At 54.0% G+C, this 21,812-nt stretch carries 19 protein-coding genes; 1 reads left to right on the top strand and 18 read right to left on the bottom strand.

Translation table 11 applies throughout. The features are described from left to right. Positions 1–15 precede the first annotated feature (15 nt). From ftsA to leuO, 18 genes are all read right to left on the bottom strand, one after another. Positions 16–1,278 carry a cell division protein FtsA gene (gene ftsA, locus J4617_RS19170; protein ID WP_000588463.1) on the bottom strand — a complete coding sequence of 421 codons (1,263 nt, stop codon included), beginning with the start codon at positions 1,276–1,278 and terminating at the stop codon, positions 16–18. Continuing rightward, on the bottom strand, positions 1,275–2,105 hold the full coding sequence (gene ftsQ, locus J4617_RS19165; protein WP_000075728.1) for a cell division protein FtsQ: 831 nt from the start codon (positions 2,103–2,105) through the stop codon (positions 1,275–1,277). The genes ftsA and ftsQ overlap by 4 nt, the downstream gene beginning before the upstream one ends. Position 2,106: 1 nt before the next feature. Further along, a complete protein-coding gene (locus J4617_RS19160) occupies positions 2,107–3,027 on the bottom strand; it encodes a D-alanine--D-alanine ligase (RefSeq protein WP_000763895.1) in 921 nt (306 codons plus the stop codon). Continuing rightward, positions 3,020–4,495 carry a UDP-N-acetylmuramate--L-alanine ligase gene (gene murC, locus J4617_RS19155; protein ID WP_001096076.1) on the bottom strand — a complete coding sequence of 492 codons (1,476 nt, stop codon included), beginning with the start codon at positions 4,493–4,495 and terminating at the stop codon, positions 3,020–3,022. Before murC ends, J4617_RS19160 begins: the two co-directional genes overlap by 8 nt. Positions 4,496–4,613: 118 nt before the next feature. Continuing rightward, entirely contained in the window at positions 4,614–5,681 is a 1,068-nt protein-coding gene (murG, locus tag J4617_RS19150; protein WP_000016611.1) for an undecaprenyldiphospho-muramoylpentapeptide beta-N-acetylglucosaminyltransferase, read from the bottom strand. After that, complete coding sequence (ftsW, locus tag J4617_RS19145; protein ID WP_001239803.1) at positions 5,678–6,922, bottom strand: cell division protein FtsW; 1,245 nt, start codon at positions 6,920–6,922, stop codon at positions 5,678–5,680. The genes murG and ftsW overlap by 4 nt, the downstream gene beginning before the upstream one ends. Continuing rightward, entirely contained in the window at positions 6,922–8,238 is a 1,317-nt protein-coding gene (gene murD / locus J4617_RS19140; protein WP_000796443.1) for a UDP-N-acetylmuramoyl-L-alanine--D-glutamate ligase, read from the bottom strand. The genes ftsW and murD overlap by 1 nt, the downstream gene beginning before the upstream one ends. 2 nt (positions 8,239–8,240) lie before the next feature. Then, positions 8,241–9,323: a phospho-N-acetylmuramoyl-pentapeptide-transferase gene (gene mraY / locus J4617_RS19135; RefSeq protein ID WP_000964141.1), complete on the bottom strand. Its 1,083-nt coding sequence runs from the start codon at positions 9,321–9,323 to the stop codon at positions 8,241–8,243. Then, complete coding sequence (gene murF, locus J4617_RS19130) at positions 9,317–10,675, bottom strand: UDP-N-acetylmuramoyl-tripeptide--D-alanyl-D-alanine ligase (protein ID WP_000626636.1); 1,359 nt, start codon at positions 10,673–10,675, stop codon at positions 9,317–9,319. Before murF ends, mraY begins: the two co-directional genes overlap by 7 nt. Then, positions 10,672–12,159 (bottom strand): UDP-N-acetylmuramoyl-L-alanyl-D-glutamate--2,6-diaminopimelate ligase, encoded by a 1,488-nt coding sequence (gene murE, locus J4617_RS19125; RefSeq protein WP_000775073.1) that lies wholly within the window; start codon positions 12,157–12,159, stop codon positions 10,672–10,674. Before murE ends, murF begins: the two co-directional genes overlap by 4 nt. Continuing rightward, positions 12,146–13,912: a peptidoglycan glycosyltransferase FtsI gene (gene ftsI, locus J4617_RS19120; protein ID WP_000642235.1), complete on the bottom strand. Its 1,767-nt coding sequence runs from the start codon at positions 13,910–13,912 to the stop codon at positions 12,146–12,148. Before ftsI ends, murE begins: the two co-directional genes overlap by 14 nt. A 15-nt stretch (positions 13,913–13,927) precedes the next feature. Then, the gene (gene ftsL / locus J4617_RS19115; RefSeq protein ID WP_000625651.1) at positions 13,928–14,293 is read right to left on the bottom strand and encodes a cell division protein FtsL; all 366 of its coding nucleotides are present in this window, start codon (positions 14,291–14,293) and stop codon (positions 13,928–13,930) included. Beyond that, complete coding sequence (rsmH, locus tag J4617_RS19110; RefSeq protein WP_017465623.1) at positions 14,290–15,231, bottom strand: 16S rRNA (cytosine(1402)-N(4))-methyltransferase RsmH; 942 nt, start codon at positions 15,229–15,231, stop codon at positions 14,290–14,292. The genes ftsL and rsmH overlap by 4 nt, the downstream gene beginning before the upstream one ends. Before the next feature lies 1 nt (position 15,232). Continuing rightward, a complete protein-coding gene (gene mraZ, locus J4617_RS19105) occupies positions 15,233–15,691 on the bottom strand; it encodes a division/cell wall cluster transcriptional repressor MraZ (protein ID WP_000488294.1) in 459 nt (152 codons plus the stop codon). Between the two features lie 605 nt (positions 15,692–16,296). After that, positions 16,297–17,301, bottom strand: coding sequence for a catabolite repressor/activator (gene cra / locus J4617_RS19100; protein ID WP_000762406.1), 1,005 nt, complete (start codon positions 17,299–17,301; stop codon positions 16,297–16,299). A gap of 283 nt (positions 17,302–17,584) precedes the next feature. Beyond that, positions 17,585–18,076, bottom strand: coding sequence for an acetolactate synthase small subunit (gene ilvN, locus J4617_RS19095; RefSeq protein ID WP_001563086.1), 492 nt, complete (start codon positions 18,074–18,076; stop codon positions 17,585–17,587). 2 nt (positions 18,077–18,078) lie between these two features. Then, a complete protein-coding gene (gene ilvI, locus J4617_RS19090; protein WP_000425617.1) occupies positions 18,079–19,803 on the bottom strand; it encodes an acetolactate synthase 3 large subunit in 1,725 nt (574 codons plus the stop codon). A gap of 321 nt (positions 19,804–20,124) precedes the next feature. Next, complete coding sequence (gene leuO, locus J4617_RS19085) at positions 20,125–21,069, bottom strand: transcriptional regulator LeuO (protein WP_001115420.1); 945 nt, start codon at positions 21,067–21,069, stop codon at positions 20,125–20,127. A 656-nt stretch (positions 21,070–21,725) separates the two neighbouring features. Between leuO and leuL the strand changes: the two genes are divergently transcribed. Further along, a complete protein-coding gene (leuL, locus tag J4617_RS19080) occupies positions 21,726–21,812 on the top strand; it encodes a leu operon leader peptide (protein ID WP_001575587.1) in 87 nt (28 codons plus the stop codon).

The following is a 21,812-nucleotide window of genomic DNA, read 5'->3' as shown; positions in this document are numbered from 1 at the left end:
GCGGCCTCATAAAAATTAAAACTCTTTTCGCAGCCAGCTATTAAGTCGCTTGATCCACGAGCCAACTGATGCCGTAACACGTTTTTCCACTTCTGCTTCACCGTTTAAGTGGGACTCTTTCCCGTAGTGAAGCAATCCCACCGCCGTTGAGTAATACGGCTCCTGGGCATAATCCGTCAGACCGGTGATATTCAGCGGCGCGCCGATACGCACCTGCGTATGAAACACGCGCTGAGCGCAAGCAGCAAGCCCTTCGATTTGCGCCGCGCCGCCGGTTAACACAATCCCCGCCGCCAGGTGATGTTTTACCCCTTGTTGGCGAAGCTGTTCCTGTAATTGCAATATCTCTTCGTTGACCAGATTGAGCAGCTCGGTGTAACGCGGCTCAATCACTTCCGCCAGCGTCTGACGTTGCAGGCTGCGCGGCGGACGCCCGCCTACGCTCGGTACTTCAACGCTTTCGTCTTTACCGACGATGGAACCCAGCGCGCAACCGTGGCGGACTTTAATGGCTTCAGCATCGCTCGGCGGCGTACCAAAGGCATAAGCGATATCGCTGGTCACCACGTTCCCCGCGTAAGGGATCACTTTGGTATGACGCAGCGCGCCGCCAGTATAAACGGCGATATCCATTGTACCACCGCCGATATCCACGACACAGACGCCCAGTTCACGTTCATCTTCCGTTAACACGGAATAACTGGCCGCCAGTCCGGCAAATATCAGTTGGTCAACTTTCAGACCACAACGTTCAACAGCTTTGACAATGTTTTTTGCCATATCGTTGTGGCAGGTAATCAAATGTACTTTCGCCTGCATACGCACGCCGGAAAGACCGACCGGATTTTTAATGCCTTCCTGGTAGTCAATGGCGTACTCCTGAGGAATCACATGCAGCACGCGATGTTCATCGCGCACGCGCACTGACTTCGCAGTATGCACGACGTTTTCCACATCTTCCTGCGTCACTTCCTCTTCGGAAATGGGCACCATACCAATTTCATTCTGACAGCTAATATGTTTGCCGGAAAGCGCCAGATATACCGAGGAGATCTGGCAATCAGCCATCAATTCCGCCTGGTCAATGGCGCGCTGAACGCATTTCACCACTGACTCAAGGTCATTCACCCCGCCTTTATCCATACCCCGCGATGGGCAACTGCCCACGCCAATGATATTGACCATACCGTCGGGCAGAACTTCCCCTACTAAAGCGGCAACCTTCGCGGTGCCAATCTCCAGTCCTACTACCAGTTTTCTGTCCGTCGCCTTGATCATTGTTGTTCTGCCTGTGCCTGATTCTGTTGCTGATTAGATTCCTCAGGGGGGAGCGGCGCCCAGCCAACTGCCGCACCTGAGTCATAACGCAAATCAACGTAGCTAATCCGTTTGCCATCGGTTTGCGCCTGCTGCTGTAAAACCGGATAGAGTTCTACAAAGCGAGCCAACCTTTTCATCGTATCGCCCCTGCCGAGATTGAGCTTAATGCCGTTATTAAGCGTCAATTGCCAGGAGCGACGTGCGGTCATCGCCGCTTCCTTTAGAGTGAATTTATCCTTAGCCAGCACCTGCCCCATCTCGCGGTATCCCTGCAACACTTCACTCGCGCTGCCTTCCGGGCCATACAACATGGGTAAAACCTGTTTGCCGATGCGGTCTGACGGCACGCTGAAGGTGTTCCCTTCAGCATCGACCATATGTTGATCATTCCAACGCGCAATCGGCACATATTCAACCAGATGAATCTTCAATTCATCAGGCCACTGTTTTCTGACGCTGGCCTGTTTAATCCACGGCAAACGCTCAATCTGGCTCTGGATAATGTTCACATCCTGCGTCATGAAGGTTCCCGGCGCGCCCAGAGCCAGTATCGCCTGACGGATATCATCGTTACGCGTGTAGTGACGCTCGCCGGTTAATACCAGCTTTGATAACGGTAAACGCTGCGCATCTTCCATCCACCCTAACACGACCCACCCGCTAACAAACACGGTGCACAGTACCGTCAGCAGGAATAAAATTCCTGCAAGACGCGTTCCATTATTGCGGCGTGAAGAAGGCGTCTCTTCATCACTGTTTCGCGTGTTCAGCGCAGCCTGCGACATATCAGTCCGCCAACTCCAGAATTCGTACCACTAACTGCGAGAAGCTCATTCCCGCCTGACGCGCCGCCATCGGCACCAGACTATGGCTGGTCATCCCCGGAGAAGTATTGGCTTCCAGCAGATAAAACTGACCATCGCTGTCCAGCATGACGTCAATACGCCCCCATCCCGTGCAGCCTAAAGCTTTCCATGCCTGCAGGACGAGAGACTGTAGCGCGGCTTCCTGGGACGCTTCTAAACCGGCAGGGCAGAAATACTGAGTCTCATCAGAGAGATACTTCGCCTCATAATCATAGAAGGTTCCTGCCGGTTGGATACGAATTGACGGTAAAATTTCTTCGCCAACTATCGCCACCGTAAATTCCGGACCGCACAGCCATTTCTCAATCAGTATTTCGTCATCATGCTGAAAAGCCAATGATAACGCACCCTGTAAAGCATTTTCTTCTACTACTTTCGTCATACCGACGCTGGAGCCTTCACGGCTGGGTTTGACGATCAGCGGTAAACCCAGCGCCGAAATTCGCGCTTTTTGTTCTTCGCTAAGGCCTTTTTCAAACTCAGCGCGCGTCAATGCGACCCACGGCGCAACCGGTAAGCCCGCGCCCTGCCACAGCAATTTACTGCGCAGTTTATCCATGGAAAGCGCCGAGGCCATCACGCCGCTGCCGGTATAAGGCAGGCCGAGCAGCTCAAGCATTCCCTGTAAGGTGCCATCTTCACCGCCGCGGCCATGCAACGCAATAAAGACCTTCTGAAAGCCCATTGCTTTAAGCTGCGCGACATCGACCTCTTGCGGATCGACGGGATGCGCATCAATACCGCCTTCACGTAACCCGGCCAACACTGCCGCGCCGGAATTTAACGAAACGTCCCGCTCCGCAGAGGTTCCGCCCAACAGGACCGCGATTTTATCAGCCATGTTGCTCTTCCTCCTGGATTTGCGGCTTCAGCTTGATTTCAGATAAGTAACGCGCAATTTTGCCAACATTTCCTGCGCCTTGCACTAATATCAAGTCGTTACCCGTCAGCACCGGCGCTAACATTGTCGCAACCTGAGCCGGATCGGAAACCAGAATCGGGTCAATTTTTCCCCGATTACGAATCGTACGACATAAAGAACGGCTATCCGCGCCCGGAATCGGCGCTTCGCCCGCCGGGTAAACGTCCAGCATCAGCAACGCATCAACTTGGGTCAGCACATTGGCGAAATCGTCATACAGATCGCGCGTGCGCGTGTAACGGTGCGGCTGAAACAGCATCACCAGGTTTTTATCCGGCCACCCTGCTCGCGCAGCTTTAATGGTGGCGTCTACTTCAGTCGGATGATGGCCATAATCATCCACCAGCATCGCCGTCCCGGCTTTACCATTCACCGGCTCAAGCGGGAACTCGCCGAGGAAGTCAAAACGACGCCCGGTCCCCTGGAAGCTTTCCAGCGCGCGCAGGATAGCGTCATCGTCAATGCCTTCTTCGGTCGCTACCGCCACTGCCGCGGCGGCATTCAGGGCATTGTGGCGACCCGGCGCATTCAACGTGACATGCAGATTCGGCATTCCCTGGCGCAACAGCGTAAAGTGCCCCTGCGGCCCTATCTGCTGATAATCTTCTACGCGGACGTCAGCATCCTCGCTAAAGCCATACGTCGTGGTCTGACGCCCCACCCGCGGCAGCAACTCGCGGATGACCGGATCGTCGACGCACATTACCGCGCGACCGTAGAACGGCAGGTTATGCAGGAAGTTAATAAACGTCTGCTTTAAATTTTCAAAGTCGCCATGATAGGTATCCATATGGTCGGCTTCGATGTTGGTGACGATCGCGACCATCGGCTGCAAATGCAGGAAGGATGCGTCGCTCTCATCTGCCTCGGCAATCAGGTAACGACTATGGCCCAGACGCGCATGAACGCCTGCGGCTTTCACCAGTCCGCCATTCACGAAAGTCGGGTCCAGCCCCGCTTCGGCATAAATACTGGACACCATCGCGGTCGTTGTGGTTTTTCCGTGCGTCCCGGCAATGGCGATGCCGTGGCGAAAACGCATCAGTTCCGCCAGCATTTCCGCACGGCGAATAACCGGAATACGCGCTTCATGCGCCGCGACAATTTCCGGGTTATCCGCGGAAATTGCGCTGGAAACGACGACCACGCTGGCATCACGCACATTTTCCGGACGATGGTTAAAGAAAATCGTTGCCCCCAGGCTCGTCAACTGCTGGGTCACCGGATTCGGCGCTAAATCGGAACCACTGATCTGATACCCTTCATTGGCCAGAACTTCGGCAATACCGCCCATACCAGCACCACCGATGCCGACAAAGTGAATGTGCCGAACGCGACGCATTTCGGGCACGATGGAACGCAGTTTTGCCAGTTGTTGTGTATTCATTCTTTACGCCATTAACTCCAATACCCGCCATACTTCAAATTGCAGATGCGTTGGCTTGCCTGCAACCCAAATTATTGAGGGTAGAAAAACCCTGCGATGCAAAAGGCACCGCCACAAATTATGTCCGGGCAACCCGGCTGACTTCACTGGCGACGCGCTCGGTAGCATCCGGAATGGATACCGCGCGGGCACGCTCCGCCATGGTTAACAACGCCTCGCGCGACCACCCCGCCAGGGTGTCGGCGACAGCCTCTACAGTAAACTGCGGCTGCTCAAAAATCTTAGCTGCGCCGGCGTTTTCTAACGGCAGCGCATTCCAGTACTGCTGCCTGTCTTTATGCTGAAACGGCACGAATATCGCCGGTAACCCGGCGGCGGCGATCTCGCTCACCGTTAAAGCGCCGGAACGGCACACCACCACATCCGCCCACGCATAGGCGGCGGCCATGTCATCGATAAATTCCGTTACCTTATGCTGCGGTTGTCCCACCCCGGCATACGCCTGCTCTACCGTGTGCTGCGCGCCTTTTCCGCTTTGATGCCAGATTGTAACCGTATCGCCCAGTCTGGCGGCAACCTGCGGCATCGTCTGGTTCAGGACTCGCGCCCCCTGAGAACCGCCGACCACCAACACGCGAATCGGGCCGTCACGACCGGCCAGACGCTCCTGCGGCAACGGCAACGCCAGTACGTCGGTACGCACCGGGTTACCCACCACTTCCGCGTTCGGAAACGCACCGGGAAACGCCTGCATCACCGTGGTCGCGATTTTGGCCAGCCACTGATTGGTTAGCCCGGCGATACCGTTTTGCTCATGCAAAACGACCGGAATACCCAATGACCAGGCGGCAAGACCGCCGGGGCCGGAAACATAACCGCCCATTCCCAGCACGACATCCGGCTTAAATCGCTTCATGATCGCCCGCGCCTGCCGCCAGGCGTTAAAAATCCGCAGCGGCGCCGCCAGAAGCGCTTTTACGCCTTTACCGCGCAGACCGGAGATCCGAATAAAGTCAATGTCGATGCCATGCTTCGGCACTAAATCCGCTTCCATACGATCGGCGGTACCCAGCCAGCGAACCTGCCAGCCCTGGGCCATTAAATGATGCGCAACGGCCAGTCCGGGGAACACGTGCCCGCCGGTACCACCCGCCATCACCATTAACCGCTTCGGTTGACCACTCATCGAGAACCTCGTGTAAACGCCTGCGCTTTTTCCAGACGCGTTTCATAATCAATACGTAATAAAAACATAATGGCCGTCGACATAATCAACAGACTCGACCCGCCATAACTGATCAGCGGCAGCGTAAGGCCTTTGGTCGGCAGCATCCCCGCGGCCGCGCCAACGTTTACCAGCGCCTGGAAACTAAACCAGATACCGATAGAACACGCTAAAAATCCGGAAAAACGGTGGTCAATCTCCAATGCCTTACGGCCAATCGACATCGCGCGAAAAGCGACGAAGAATACCATTAAAAGCGCCAATACCACACCGATATAACCCAGTTCTTCCCCAATAATGGCGAAGATGAAATCGGTGTGCGCCTCCGGCAAATACTCCAGTTTCTGCACCGAATTCCCCAGCCCTTGCCCCCATATCTCACCGCGACCAAAAGCCATCAGCGACTGCGTCAGCTGATAACCGCTGCCGAACGGATCTTCCCAGGGGTTCCAGAACGAGGTAACGCGGCGAATACGATACGGTTCGGCGAGGATTAACAGAATCACCGCCGAGATGCCCATCCCGATAATGGCGATGAACTGCCATAATTTCGCCCCGGCGAGAAACAGCATCGCCAGCGTGGTGACAAACAGTACGACCACCGTCCCGAGGTCAGGTTGCGCCAGCAGTAACACCGCCAGCACCAGAATCACGCCCATTGGTTTTAAAAAGCCGCGCAGGTTATTTCGCACCTCATCAACCTTACGCACCAGATAGTTCGCGAGGTAGCAGAACAGCGACAGCTTGGTAAACTCCGCAGGCTGAATACGCAGCGGCCCCAGCGCAATCCAGCGCGACGCCCCGTTGACCGAGCTCCCGACGACCAGCACGATAAGCAGCATAATGATCGACGCAATCAGCATCGTCGTGCTGTATTTTTGCCAGAAGGTCATGGGCAAACGTAGCGTGACCATCGCCAGACAAAATGCCAGGAAGATATAGAGCGCATCACGTTTGGCAAACAAAAACGGATCGTTCGCCAGGCGCTGCCCGACTGGCATGGAGGCCGACGTCACCATGACAAAACCAATCGCCGCCAGCCCGAAGGTCAGCCATAGCAGCGTGCGGTCATACATGATCAGACTGTCGGCGTCTTTATCGCGCGAAGCCATCACCCAGCCTTTAAGCGCCGCAAACAGCCAGGCCAGGAGGCCAAAGCCTGGTACGCGCGGCATTCTCAGACGGGGGAGAGATAAACGCATCAACCTAACTCCTTCGCCAGACGGGTAAAGACATCGCCCCGTTGCTCAAAATTTTTAAACTGATCGAGGCTAGCGCAAGCGGGCGACAGCAGCACCATATCACCCGGCTGAACGCGCGGCGCCAGCAAACGCATCGCCTCTTCCATCGTCTCAGTCTGTTGGGCGATTTCCGGACGCAGTGCGGCAAGCTGCGCGCCATCGCGCCCAAAGCAATACAGGCGGATACGATCGCCGGTCAGATAGCGCGCCAGCGGAGAAAAGTCTGCCGACTTACCGTCGCCGCCCAGCAGCAGATGCAGCGTACCGTCCACATGCAAACCGTTTAGCGCCGCTTCGGTACTGCCGACGTTGGTCGCTTTCGAGTCGTTGATCCAACGTACGCCGTTATGCTCCAACGCCAGCTGGAAGCGATGCGCCAGACCGGTAAATGTCGTCAACGCCTTCAAACTGCTGGCGCGCGGCAGACCTACGGCATCCGCCAGCGCCAGCGCCGCTAACGCATTGGTATAGTTATGCTGACCGGAAAGCTTCATCTCTTTCACGTTCAGCACCTTCTCGCCTTTGACTCGCAGCCAGGTTTCGCCCTGCTGACGATTAAGGTGATAATCACCCATATTGACGCCAAAGCTGACGCAGCGCTCATCGGCCCCGCGTACCGGCATCGTCAACGCGTCATCGGCATTCACCACGCACACTTTCGCCTTCTCGTAGACGCGCAGTTTCGCCGCCCGGTACTGTTGCAAACCAAACGGATACCGGTCCATATGATCTTCAGTGACGTTGAGCACCGTTGCCGCCGCCGCTTGCAAACTTGAGGTAGTTTCCAGTTGGAAACTGGATAATTCCAGCACGTACAATTCGCGATCGGCATCCAGCAGCATCAGCGCCGGAAGACCGATATTGCCGCCAACGCCGACATTGACGCCCGCCGCTTTCGCCATCTCGCCCACTAAGGTGGTCACGGTGCTTTTGCCGTTCGAGCCGGTGATGGCCACAATCGGCGCCTGCGCTTCGCGGCAAAACAGTTCGATATCGCCGACAATTTCCACTCCAGCGCTGGCGGCAGCGCTAAGAGAGGGATGCGCCAGAGCAATACCAGGGCTGGCGACGATTAAATCCGCCGCTAAGAGCCACTCGTCGTTCAGGCCGCCAACGTGACGCTCAACCTCTTGCGGCAGCTTATCCAGACCCGGCGGCGTCACGCGAGTATCCATCACCCGCGGCGTCACGCCGCGGGCGAGAAAAAAGTCCACGCAAGAGAGTCCGGTTAAGCCCAGACCAATAATGACGACGTTTTTGTCCTGGTAATCAGCCATGATTAACGTACCTTCAGCGTTGCCAGGCCAATCAGCACCAGCATCAGCGAAATAATCCAGAAGCGCACAATCACGCGCGGTTCCGGCCAGCCTTTCAGTTCATAGTGGTGATGGATAGGCGCCATACGGAAAATACGCTGTCCGCGTAGTTTAAAGGAACCCACCTGCAGGATGACCGACAGAGTTTCCACCACAAAGACGCCGCCCATGATCACCAGCAGGAACTCCTGACGCAGCAGCACGGCGATAATGCCCAACGCGCCGCCCAACGCCAGCGATCCGACGTCGCCCATAAAAACCTGCGCCGGATAGGTGTTAAACCACAAGAATCCTAATCCCGCGCCGACAATCGCCGTACAGACAATCACCAGCTCGCCCGCATGGCGTAAATACGGAATATGCAGGTAATTGGCGAAGTTCATGTTCCCGGTCGCCCAGGCCACCAGCGCAAAGCCGGCGGCAACGAAAACAGTCGGCATAATCGCCAGACCATCAAGCCCGTCGGTCAGGTTTACGGCGTTACCCGTACCGACGATGACAAAGTAGGACAGCAGAATGTAAAACAGCCCCAATTGCGGCATAACATCTTTAAAGAACGGCACCACCAGTTGGGTCGCGGGCGTGTCTTTCCCGACGAGATAAAGCGCAAAGGCCACGCCGAGCGCGATAACCGACATCCAGAAATATTTCCAGCGCGCAATCAGCCCTTTGGTATCTTTCCGCACCACTTTGCGGTAGTCATCGACAAAACCGATAATGCCGTAGCCGATCAATACCACCAGCACGCACCAGACGTACGGGTTAGACGGGTAAGCCCATAACAGAACGGAAATCACAATCGACGTCAGGATCATGATGCCGCCCATCGTCGGCGTACCGCGTTTACTGAAGTGCGATTCCGGGCCATCGTTACGTACCACCTGGCCAAAAGAGAGTTTTTGCAGACGAGCGATCATACGCGGGCCCATCCATAAAGAGATGAACAGCGCGGTCAACAGGCTGACGATGGCGCGAAACGTCAGATAAGAAAAGACGTTAAAGCCGGAATAATATTTGACCAAATGCTCGGCCAGCCAAACTAACATGAACCTTTCTCCTGTAACGCATGAACCACATCTTCCATCGCGGCGCTGCGTGATCCTTTCACTAAAATAGTCATCATTGGTTGCTCCTGAAGCAGAGCGTGTAAACGCGCAATGAGCGCGGCTTTATCGGCAAAATGTTCGCCGACGCCGCTGGCGTGGCTGATAGCCTGACTGAGTTTTCCGGTGCTTAACACGCGATCAATACCCGCCGCTTTTGCGGCCTCGCCAACCTGGATGTGGCACGCTTCGCTTTCTGCGCCCAGCTCGGCCATATCGCCTACCACCAGCACACGGTAGCCGGGCATTTCAGAAAGGACCTGCACTGCGGCGGTCATCGAACCGACGTTGGCGTTATAAGCGTCATCCAGTACCAGTTGGTTTTCACTTAGCTGAATCGGGAACAGACGCCCGGGTACGGCTTTTAACGCCGCCAGCCCTGCTTTAATCGCCGTCAGCGTAGCCCCCACCGCCATTGATAAAGCAGCGGCCGCCAGCGCGTTGGCAATATTGTGCCGCCCCGGCAACGGCAGCAGCACATCAATGCTGCCCATCGGCGTTTGCAGGGTAAATTCAGTACCGTGTGACGTCACGTGGATATTCGCAGCGGTAAAGTCGCTGTTTGCCGCATTCGGCGAAAAGCGCCACACCTGACGATCGCCAATAATGCTTTGCCAGTTCAGCCAGTCATTATTATCGGCATTCATAATCGCGATACCGTTCTCAGGCAAACCGGTATAGATTTCGCCTTTCGCTTTCGCCACGCCGGCCAACGAGCCGAAACCTTCCAGATGCGCCGCCGCCAGGTTATTGACCAGCGCCGCTTCCGGGCGCGTCAGGCTAACGGTCCAGGCGATTTCTCCCTGGTGATTAGCGCCTAACTCGATTACCGCATAGTCATAATCATGGTTTAAGCGCAGCAGCGTTATCGGCACGCCGATGTCGTTGTTAAAATTGCCTGCGGTATACAGAGTATTTCCGCACTGGCTAAGAATCGCGGCGGTCATCTCTTTGACCGAGGTTTTGCCGGACGAACCGGTTAACGCCACCACCCGCGCCGGTACCTGCATACGTACCCAGGCGGCCAGTTGGCCAAATGCCTGACGCGTGTCTTTTACAATCACCTGCGGAAGATCGATATCCAGAGGACGACTGACCAGCAGGGCGCCAGCGCCGTTCGCTTTTGCTTTATCGGCAAAATCATGCGCATCAAAGCGTTCCCCTTTCAGCGCCACGAACAGGCATCCCGGCGTCACTTTCCGTGTGTCGGTAATGACCGTATCGAGCGTGAGATCCGCCCCGCGGTGTTCGGCGCCAAGGACATCGGCAATTTTGCTGAGCGTTACGCTAATCATGCGATCACCCCCAGCAAACGCGCTGCGGTCACGCGGTCTGAATAATCAAGACGCTGCGTGCCGACAATCTGGTAATCCTCGTGCCCTTTACCTGCAATCAGCACAACGTCATTGTCTTTTGCCTGCATAATGGCATTGGTTACCGCCTCAGCGCGGCCTTCCATTACCCTGACCTGCCCGGCGTCCAGCATTCCAGCCAGAATATCGTTGATAATGGCGCGCGGCTCCTCGGTACGCGGGTTATCGTCAGTCACCACGACGATATCCGCGAATTCTTCGGCAATGGCCCCCATGAGTGGGCGCTTACCTTTGTCACGATCCCCGCCACAGCCAAAGACGCACCACAATTTTCCGGCGCAGTGCAGGCGCGCCGCCTGCAACGCTTTTTCCAGCGCATCCGGCGTGTGCGCGTAATCCACCACCACCGTCGGTTTGCCTGGCGCAGTGAACACTTCCATACGCCCGCAAACCGGCTGCAAACGCGCGGCGGTTTTCAGCAAATCCGTTAACGGATAGCCCAGCGCCAGCAGCGTCGCCAATGCCAGCAGTAAGTTGCTGACGTTAAACGCGCCCATCAGGCGGCTTTCGATTTCGCCTTCACCCCAGCTTGAAGCAAAACGAATCGTCGCTCCGCGGTCGTGGTACTCCACCGCCTCCGCTTTCAGCCAACGACCGTGACAGTTAGGGTTGATATGCCCTTCCATTGATACCGCGACCGCATCGGGTAGCGACGCCAGCCAGCGGCGTCCAACTTCATCATCGGCGTTGACGATTGCCTGTCCGTGATGGTGGGTGGAATAAAGCATCCATTTTGCCGCCTCGTAATGCGCCATATCGCCATGATAGTCGAGATGGTCGCGGCTCAAATTAGTAAACACGGAGGCGGCAAATTTCAACGCCGCCACGCGATGCTGCACCAGGCCGTGAGAAGAGACTTCCATCGCGCCGAAGGTCGCGCCCTGCGCAACCAGACTGGCCAGCACATGCTGAACATCCACAGCGGAACCGGTTGTGTTCTCCGTCGGGATCACTTTACCCAACAGTCCGTTGCCTACCGTTCCCATCACTGCGCTGGTTTCGCCGAGCAACTGGCTCCACTGCGCCAGTAGTTGGGTGGTGGTGGTCTTGCCATTGGTGCCGGTCACCGCCACCAGACGCATGTTTTCAGATGGCTCATGGTAAAAGCGGCCCGCCAGCGCAGATAAACGCTCATTGAGCTGGCTGAGATAGACGACTGGTACGCCGTGCATTTCGCGAATCTCACCGTCGCTCGCCTCGTCTTTCGCCTCTGCAATAATGGCAGCTACGCCTTGCGCTATCGCCTGCGGGATATATCGACGCCCGTCCGCCTGATGACCCACCACTGCCACAAAGAGATCGCCCGCCGCAGCCACACGGCTGTCGAGCGTCATCTCTCGCAGTTCTCGCGCGGGTAGTCCAGCCACCCACGGAGCAAGAAGGTCGCGCAAATTACGATCTGCCACCTGTTCCCTCGCCTTGATTAATTACGAATTCATTTTTTTCGCCCGTTGCCAGCGCGTCCGGTTCGATGTTCATGGTGCGCAGAACGCCGCCCATGATGGCACCAAATACCGGCGCGGAAACGGCGCCGCCGTAGTATTTACCCGCCTGCGGATCGTTGATGACAACCACCAGCGCGAAGCGCGGCTGACTCGCAGGCGCGACGCCTGCGGTGTAAGCAATGTATTTGTTGATGTAGCGACCGTCCGGCCCCACTTTTTTCGCCGTACCGGTTTTAATCGCGATACGGTAGCCTTTAATCGCCGCCTTCACGCCGCCGCCGCCCGGCAGCGCCACGCTTTCCATCATATGCACCACGGTGCGTACGGTGGATTCAGGGAAGATGCGTTCGCCGGGTACAGGCGGATCAACTTTGGTAATCGACAGCGGGCGATAAATGCCATAGCTGCCGATCGTTGCATAGACTCGCGCTAACTGTAACGGCGTTACCATTAGCCCATAGCCGAAAGAGAAGGTGGCCCTCTCTATGTCGGACCACCGTTGTTTTTGAGGATATAAGCCACTGCGTTCTCCGACCAACCCCAAATTGGTCGCCTTTCCTAGCCCAAAACGTGAGTAAGTATCTACTAACGCTGAGGACGGCATCGCTAACGCCAGTTTGGATACACCGACGTTACTCGACTTCTGTAGAACCCCGGTCAGGGTTAATTCGCTGTAGCGCGCCACGTCTTTAATTTCGTGGCCGTTAATTCGGTATGGAACGGTATTCAACACCGTATTTTCGTTGACGATACCGCGCTGAAGCGCAGTCATCACCACCATCGGCTTAACCGTAGAACCCGGTTCAAACACGTCGGTGATGGTACGGTTACGCATCGCGTCTTTCGGCGTACCGGCAAGGTTGTTGGGGTTATAGGAAGGGCTATTCGCCATCGCCAGTACTTCACCGGTATTGACATCGACCAGCACCGCGCTACCGGATTCCGCCTTGTTAAACGCCACCGCGTTGTTCAGTTCGCGGTAAACCAGCGCCTGTAAGCGTTCATCAATGCTTAACGCCAGGTTGTGCGCTGCCTGACTGTCAGTGGAGGAGATATCCTCAATCACGCGACCATAGCGGTCTTTACGCACGATTCGCTCGCCAGGCTGACCGGTAAGCCACTTATCAAAGCTCTTTTCAACGCCTTCAATCCCCTGACTGTCGACGTTGGTAAAACCGATGAGGTGAGCGGTTACTTCTCCTGACGGGTAGTAGCGGCGGGATTCTTCACGCAAATGAATGCCCGGCAGTTTGAGTTTTTTGATGTAGTCCGCCATGTCAGGATTTACCTGGCGCGCCAGATAAATAAAACGCCCTTTCGGGTTGGCGTTGATACGGGCGGAGAGCTGATCGAGCGGAATATTGAGCGCAGTAGAAAGCGCTTTCCAGCGATCGCCAACGCTGATGCCGCCGGCGTCATGAACTTCTTTCGGGTCGGCCCAGATCGCCTTAACCGGTACGCTGACCGCCAGTGGACGCCCGGAACGGTCGGTAATCATACCGCGTGAGGTGGAGACTTCCTGAACACGCAGCGAACGCATATCGCCCTGACGCACCAGCATATCCGGGGCGATAATCTGTAGCCACGCCGCGCGTCCAAGTAAAAAAACCAGCGCCAGTAAAATACAGCCGCACAGCAACGCAAAACGCCAACTGATGAAGTTGGTCTGTTCTTCCTGGCGCTTCGATTTTTGCGTTTTTGCCGCTGCTTTCATGCGTCGCGTTTATCCTTATTTTTGCACTACGATATTTTCTTGGGACGGATCAACATGCTGCATTTGCAGCTTTTCCGTTGCGATCCGCTCCACCCGGCTGTGATCGCCGAGCGCATTTTCTTCAAGGATCAGGTTGCGCCATTCAATGTCCAATGCATCGCGCTCCAGAACCAATTGTTCACGCTGCGCGGTGAGTAAACGAGTATGGTGCGCCGTCGTGACCACCGTCACCGCCGTTAAAATGATGCAAATGAACAAGCAGAGTGGCAGCTTCCCGAACCGCAAAAGATCGTCACCGATCACGCCAGGCAAGGCATGGCGCTCGTTGCTTCCTATCGATCCCTTCACTTTGCTTAGGGCTTCTGTCACTCTGCTGATCATGCGTTCGTCCTCTCTGCGATACGCAGAACTGAACTACGGGCCCGAGGATTTTCAGCTACCTCTTTTTCACCCGGCATCAACTTGCCTAACGCTCGTAACTCACGACCGCCCAGTTTTTTGAGCTGCGCTTCCGTCATCGGTAATCCCGCCGGTACCTGCGGACCGCGGCTTTGCTCACGCATAAAGCGTTTCACAATACGGTCTTCCAGCGAGTGGAAACTGATGATTGAAAGCCGCCCGCCTGGGGCCAGTACGCTGAGCGAGCTTTTTAGCGCCTGCTCTATCTCCTCCAGTTCACTGTTTACCCAGATGCGCACCGCCTGGAAGGTACGGGTCGCGGGATGTTTGAATTTGTCTTTTACCGGGGTCGCCGCCGCAACCACTTCCGCCAGCTCTTTGGTGCGGGTCATCGGCTGTTCGCGATTGCGCTCAACAATGGCGCGAGCAATACGTTTGGCAAAACGCTCCTCGCCGAATGTTTTCAGCACCCAGGCGATATCCGCTTCCTCCGCCGTTTGTAACCACTCGGCGGCAGACTGGCCGCGCGTCGGGTCCATTCGCATATCCAGCGGACCGTCGCGCATAAATGAAAAACCGCGCTCCGCATCGTCAAGCTGCGGAGAAGAGACGCCAAGATCGAGAAGGATCCCGTCAATCTTGCCGGTAAGCTCGCGCTCGGCTACATAATCAGCCAGCGCGGAAAAAGGTCCATGAATGATGGAGAAGCGAGGATCATTAATGATCTGCGCAACGGCGATCGCCTGCGGATCGCGATCGATCGCCAGCAAGCGCCCCTCTTCGCCCAGTTGCGAGAGGATCAGGCGCGAGTGGCCGCCGCGACCAAATGTGCCATCAATATAGATACCATCCGGACGAATATTCAGCCCATTAACGGCTTCATCCAACAGTACCGTAGTGTGTTTAAAATTTTCCATCATCTTATAGAGACAAGTCCTGCAGCCGCTCCGATAACGTTTCGGTAGCTGACTGTTCAGCGTCGATATCTTCCTTGACCTGTTGATACCAGGTCGTTTCATCCCACAGCTCAAATTTGTTGAACTGTCCAACCAGCATCACTTCTTTCGTCAGTCCGGCATGTTGCCGCAGAACTGGCGCGATCAGTAATCGACCTGCACCATCCATCTGACATTCGCTGGCATGGCCCAACAGTAAACGCTGTACGCGACGTTCTACCGGGTTCATGCTCGACAGACGAGATAACTTTTGCTCAATAATTTCCCATTCAGGCAGGGGGTAAAGCAGCAGGCATGGGTGATGGATGTCAATGGTACATACCATTTGACCGGTAGCGCTCTCGATCAGTTGCTCCCGATAACGGGTCGGCACGGTCAGGCGCCCTTTACTGTCGAGATTGACTAACGTTGCCCCCCGGAACATGCCAGTCTCACCCCTTCTTACCACTTTATCCCACAAATTCCCACTCGAAGGAGTTTACGGAGCGGAGGAAAAGCTTGTCAAGCAAGTCACAACGCTTACCTAAGTAAAAAAGCCAATGTTTACGGCGAATATCTGCGTTGATTAATTTCCGCCCAGCGTGCAAGCCAAATTAACGTTATGAATATTTGTAAGAAAAAAACCAAAGGCCCACCGCCGTTTAAAACGGACTCAATATAATCCGAGAAAAATATAAAGTGTCAGTTTGCGACGCGAGCGGCATTTTAGGACATATTGCACCGTGTTAACAGTGCCTGTTTAACGTGTGCGGTGCCTGCTATACCAGCGCCTACGAGCGACTGTCGCGCCAAAGACAAAAAGTGGCTGTTAATTCGACGATTTCTTGCCTGCTTGTAACAAAACAAGACAAAGGAAAAGACTCGTTACGTCTTAATTAGTGGAATATGGACGATTTCGGACAAAAGAAAGGTAATAAAAAAGAATTTTCGGATAATTTTAAGGAATAATCTTAATTATTTAAGGGATATTTTTACTGATACGCATTTGTTTGACGGCGGCAGAAGAGAGAGTCTTTTACCGCCGGTCCTTTAGCTACGGCTCAGAATGCCGCGACGATACAGGTTTCGCCGAATACGCGTTAAGCCGGGTTTCGGTTTACGCGGTTCATCAAGACTTGCCAGCACAATCTCCAGCACGCGTTCCGCGACATCACGATGACGCTGCGCCACCGCCAGTACCGGGCATTGCAGAAAATCCAGCAGCTCATGATCGCCGAAGGTCGCAATCGCTAAATCCGAAGGCAGTTTTCCATCGCGCCGCAGCGTTACGTCCATCACGCCCTGTAATAGCGCGAACGATGTCGTAAAGAGCGCCTGCGGCATAGGATGCGTTTCCAGCCATTTCTCAAACAACTGCGCGGCGGCTTCGCGCTCATAGCTGTTGGCATATAAGAAATTCACCTCCCGCGGATCGTCTTTCCATGCAGTGCGGAACCCCTGCTCGCGCAGGAAACTGACGGACAACTCCGGCAGCGCGCCCAAATAAAGCACCGTTTCCGCCGGGAATTTACGCAGCTCTTCCGCCAACATCTCGGCATCATCCTGATCGGCGCCGACCACGCTGGTGAAATGTTCGCGATCCAGCGCGCGGTCGAGCGCGACGATGGGGAACGGATCGTTGGCCCAGCGCTGATAGAAGGGATGCTCCGGCGGTAACGAAGTTGAAACAATGATTGCATCCACCTGGCGTTGCAAAAGGTGCTCAATGCAGCGCATTTCGTTATCCGGCTGATCTTCAGAACAGGCGATCAGCAGTTGGTAGCCACGCTGGCGTGCCTGGCGCTCAAGATAGTTTGCGATACGGGTGTAGCTCGTGTTTTCAAGGTCCGGGATCACCAGACCAATGGAACGTGTGCGTCCAGCACGCAGCCCGGCAGCCACAGCGTTAGGATGGTAATTGTGCTCACGCACTACCGCCATGACTTTTTCTACGGTTTTGTCGCTCACGCGGTATTGCTTTGCTTTACCGTTTATAACGTAGCTTGCAGTTGTGCGCGAGACACCGGCCAGCCGAGCGATTTCATCCAGTTTCACAATTGCCCCTTGTGTAAATTGTACAAACCATAACCTTTATGTCGGCATGGGTTAAAATCGTTAACATCTAAGCGCAGTTTGATCACTCCGGCAACCGCTTTTATTCCGGGTTACCACGGATTTCGCAAAAAAAAGCCCAACCGGTGATATTGGGTTGGGCGATAATTCCTGTTGGCTGATATCCGGCAAACCTGCCTGATGGCGCTACGCTTATCGGACCTGGGCCAGATATCAGCCTGTAGACCGGATAAAACGCAAGCGCGTCGTCATCCGGCGAATCAGCTCAGCGCATAATCTTATCGCCGCGCGAAAGCCCGACGACGCCTGAACGCGCCACTTCAACAATTTTCGCCACGTCGCGCAGCGAGGCCAGAAAAGCATCCAGTTTATCGCTGGTGCCCGCCAGTTGAACGGTATACAACGTTGGCGTAACGTCAATAATCTGACCACGGAAAATTTCCGTATTACGCTTCACCTCTTCCCGTCCGTAGCCGCTGGCCTGGATTTTCACCAGCATGATTTCCCGCTCAACGTGCGCTCCCTGTCCCAGCTCGCTGACGCGCAGCACATCAACCAGCTTGTGCAGTTGCTTTTCAATTTGCTCAAGCACTTTTTCATCGCCTACCGTCTGGATAGTCATGCGCGACAACGTCGGATCGTCTGTCGGCGCAACGGTCAGGCTTTCAATATTATATCCGCGTTGCGAAAAGAGGCCGATAACCCGCGATAACGCCCCAGATTCGTTTTCCAGTAATACCGATAAAATCCGGCGCATCATCAGGTCCTCTCCGTTTTGCTTAACCACATTTCGTCCATCCCGCCCCCGCGAATCTGCATCGGATAGACATGCTCGCTGCCATCAACGGTGACATCGACGAACACCAGTCGGTTATTACGCACATGCTCAAGGGCTTCGCTGAGTTTACTTTCCAGCTCATCCGGACGGTTAATCTGCAGCCCGACATGGCCATATGCTTCCGCCAGGCGCACAAAATCCGGTAACGACTGCATATAAGACTGAGAATGGCGACCGGAATAGATCATATCCTGCCACTGTTTCACCATCCCCAGATAACGGTTGTTCAGGTTCAAAACCAGTACCGGCAGTTCATACTGTAAGGCTGTCGACAGCTCCTGAATGTTCATCTGTATACTGCCATCGCCGGTCACGCAGACCACCATTTCTTTCGGCAGGGCCATTTTAACGCCCAGCGCAGCCGGTAGGCCAAAACCCATCGTGCCGAGCCCGCCGGAATTAATCCAGCGACGTGGTTTATCGAACGGGTAATAGAGGGCGGCAAACATCTGGTGTTGTCCTACATCGGACGTCACGTAAGCGTCGCCCTTCGTCAGACGCCAGAGGGTTTCAATCACCGCCTGGGGTTTAATACTTTCGCTTTCCGCGTCATATTTCAGGCACTGACGGGCGCGCCAGATCTCTATCTGCTGCCACCAGTCGCGAATATAATCCTGCGGCTGAGACGGCGCATCCTGCGCCAGTAGCTCCAGCATTTGTTCCAGTACCAGGCGGGCATCGCCCACCACCGGGATATCAGCGTTAACCGTTTTGGATATGGACGTCGGGTCAATGTCGATGTGTAATACCGTCGCGTTCGGACAATATTTAGCGAGATTATTCGTCGTGCGGTCGTCAAATCGTACGCCAACAGCGAAAATCACGTCGGCGTTATGCATGGTCATATTGGCTTCATAAGTGCCATGCATTCCCAGCATTCCTAACGACTGGCGATGAGTAGCAGGAAACGCGCCCAGTCCCATTAATGAAGAGACCACCGGCAGGTTAAAGGTTTCAATGATGTGGCGCAGCGGCACATAGCAGGCCGCGCTTATCGCCCCTCCCCCAACATAGACCACCGGCTTTTTTGCCGACGCCAGCGTTTGCAAGGCACGCTTAATTTGTCCTTTATGTCCTGATGTTGTGGGATTGTAAGAGCGCATACTGACCGTCTCCGGCCAGGCATACGGCATTTTTTTCGCCGGATTCAAAATATCTTTCGGCAGATCCACGACCACCGGCCCAGGACGTCCGCTTGCCGCCAGCCAGAAGGCCTTTTTAAGCACCTGGGGAATATCTTCCGTCTGTTTGACCAGGAAGCTATGTTTGACCACCGGTCGGGAAATCCCCACCATGTCGCACTCCTGAAAGGCATCATAGCCAATCAATGAGGTGGCGACCTGGCCGGAAAGAATCACCAGCGGAATGGAATCCATATAGGCCGTAGCAATCCCGGTAATCGCATTGGTCGCTCCCGGTCCGGAAGTCACCAGCACCACGCCAACGTCGCCAGTGGCTCGCGCCAGGCCATCCGCCATATGCACCGCGGCCTGCTCATGACGCACCAGCACATGATCGATCCCTCCAACGGTATGTAGCGCATCATAAATATCAAGCACTGCGCCTCCAGGATAGCCGAACACCTGCTTTACGCCTTGATCGATAAGCGATCGGACGACCATCTCGGCTCCAGACAACATCTCCACGGCTTGCCTCCACTTTATACCTGTCATCACGGTTTGACGGACACCTTAACCGCTCGCTATCACGCCTGGCAATTGGGTGGAATGACGTAAAGATGGGGAAGGTTAGAATAATCAGGAGGCAAGAAGAGAAGAAATGGAGAAATACTCCGTCTGAATCACACCAGGTAATAAATAATCGCTTATAAATGCAGACTTACAGCAATTCATCTATTTTTCACAGCGACGAAAAGAATCGCTCACCGTTAAATCAGCATAAAATTTTTGATATACGCTAAAAAGCAGAATAAACCAGAATTTGTTTCTGATTTATTCTGCCCGGTTTTATCGCTTACAAACAGAAACTAATAAATCTTCCATCCATTGGTGCCCTTTATCACGCCCAGCCGCTTCATGCCAGGAAAGGTAGCATGTCCGGCTATTCAGTTTTAAAGGCAACGGCAATATTTGCAGATCCAGCGACTCCGCAAACTCTTCCGCCAGCCAGCGCGGGGCAATAGCGACCAAATGCGTCTGCGAAACCACGTTCAGAACGCTGATAAGCGCCATGCCCTGATAAGCCACGCTCGACTGTTTATCCGGCGTGTCATACCACGGCTGACTAAATGACGCATAACGATCGAGAGAAACAACCGCATGTTGTTCATTATAAACATCGCCTTCCAGTAGCGGGCCGCTAATACGCGGGTGTTTTCGGCTGGCGACTAAAACCATTTCATCTTTAAATAGCGGTACGCTGGTAAACTCAGGACGACGGAATTCTTCATAACTAATAACGAACTCGGTTTCCTGATAGCGTAGCTGATGCTCAGTATTCTGATTCAACGACGCTTTAAAAACGACATGAATATTTGGCGCAATTTTTTCTACACGATTATAAATCTGTGACGTCAGGATATTATCCAGCGGACTGCACACGCAAAGATTGAATACACGTTCGCTGCTGGTCGGCTCAAACCCCGATCCCGGCAATTCATTTTGCACCAATTGTAACGCCTGACGGACTGAACCAAATAACTGAAATGCACGGGCAGTCGGCTGAATTCCTCGTCCATATCGAACAAAAAGTTCGTCATTAAACATAACCTTCAGACGCGCTACGGCGTTACTGACCGCAGGCTGCGACATTCCCAGCGTGTGGGCGGCGCGCGTAATATTCTGCTCTTGCATTACCGCATCGAACACGGTCAATAGGTTCAAATCAACCATGCGAAGCTGTGGTTTGCCCATATCTAAAAGATGCGGCTTTTCGGTTTTGACCTCTGGCATATTTAACTCCACTGTCACGCTTAACTCCCTTTTTCTGGCTGAAGGCAGAAATAATTCCTGAAAATATGATTTACCATGCATATAAAATAAGAAAAAGGGAAAGCGTTAAAATTCGGAAAACATAAAGACGCTGACAGAGACAAATAGAATGCCAGCGCAAGCGTAATGTGTCCTGAGTCACACCATTGCGATTCATAATGTTTAAATTACGCAAGCAATATAACCATAACTATGGCGAATACACAATCATACACCAAGTGAATGATCATTTAAGTTTCAATTAAATGTTTATATTATTAATAGCTAAAAAGTTAACATTAATTTATCAATAACTTTATCCTTATCCATTAAGCAAACAAGGTTATTTGTTAAAATATAAAACAAATCAAAAAGATAAACCAAACCTTTAGCATACCTTTAACAGGCCATTCCCCTAACCAATTTGCAAACAAAAATGCCTAAATATTTCAAACAATGAAAAGTATGAATGTCCACTCGTTCTTTTATCCTTTATTGGACGCGCAGCCCAGCACAATTAGCTAAAGTACGTATCCGGATATCGTCAACAAAATGCAATGGCGACAGAAAATAGAGTTGACATTAAACGGCATATCCAGTACCACTAAAAGCATAACGCATTCGCTGGAGCTGAATTAATGTCACATATCGTTCGTTTCACTGGGCTACTACTACTCAACGCATTTATTGTGCGCGGTAGACCGGTGGGCGGCATTCAACATTAA

Source organism: Salmonella sp. 32010601201800023SM, from assembly GCF_017572235.1.
Classification (GTDB): domain Bacteria; phylum Pseudomonadota; class Gammaproteobacteria; order Enterobacterales; family Enterobacteriaceae; genus Salmonella; species Salmonella enterica.
This window is presented reverse-complemented; position numbering and strand designations above follow the sequence as displayed.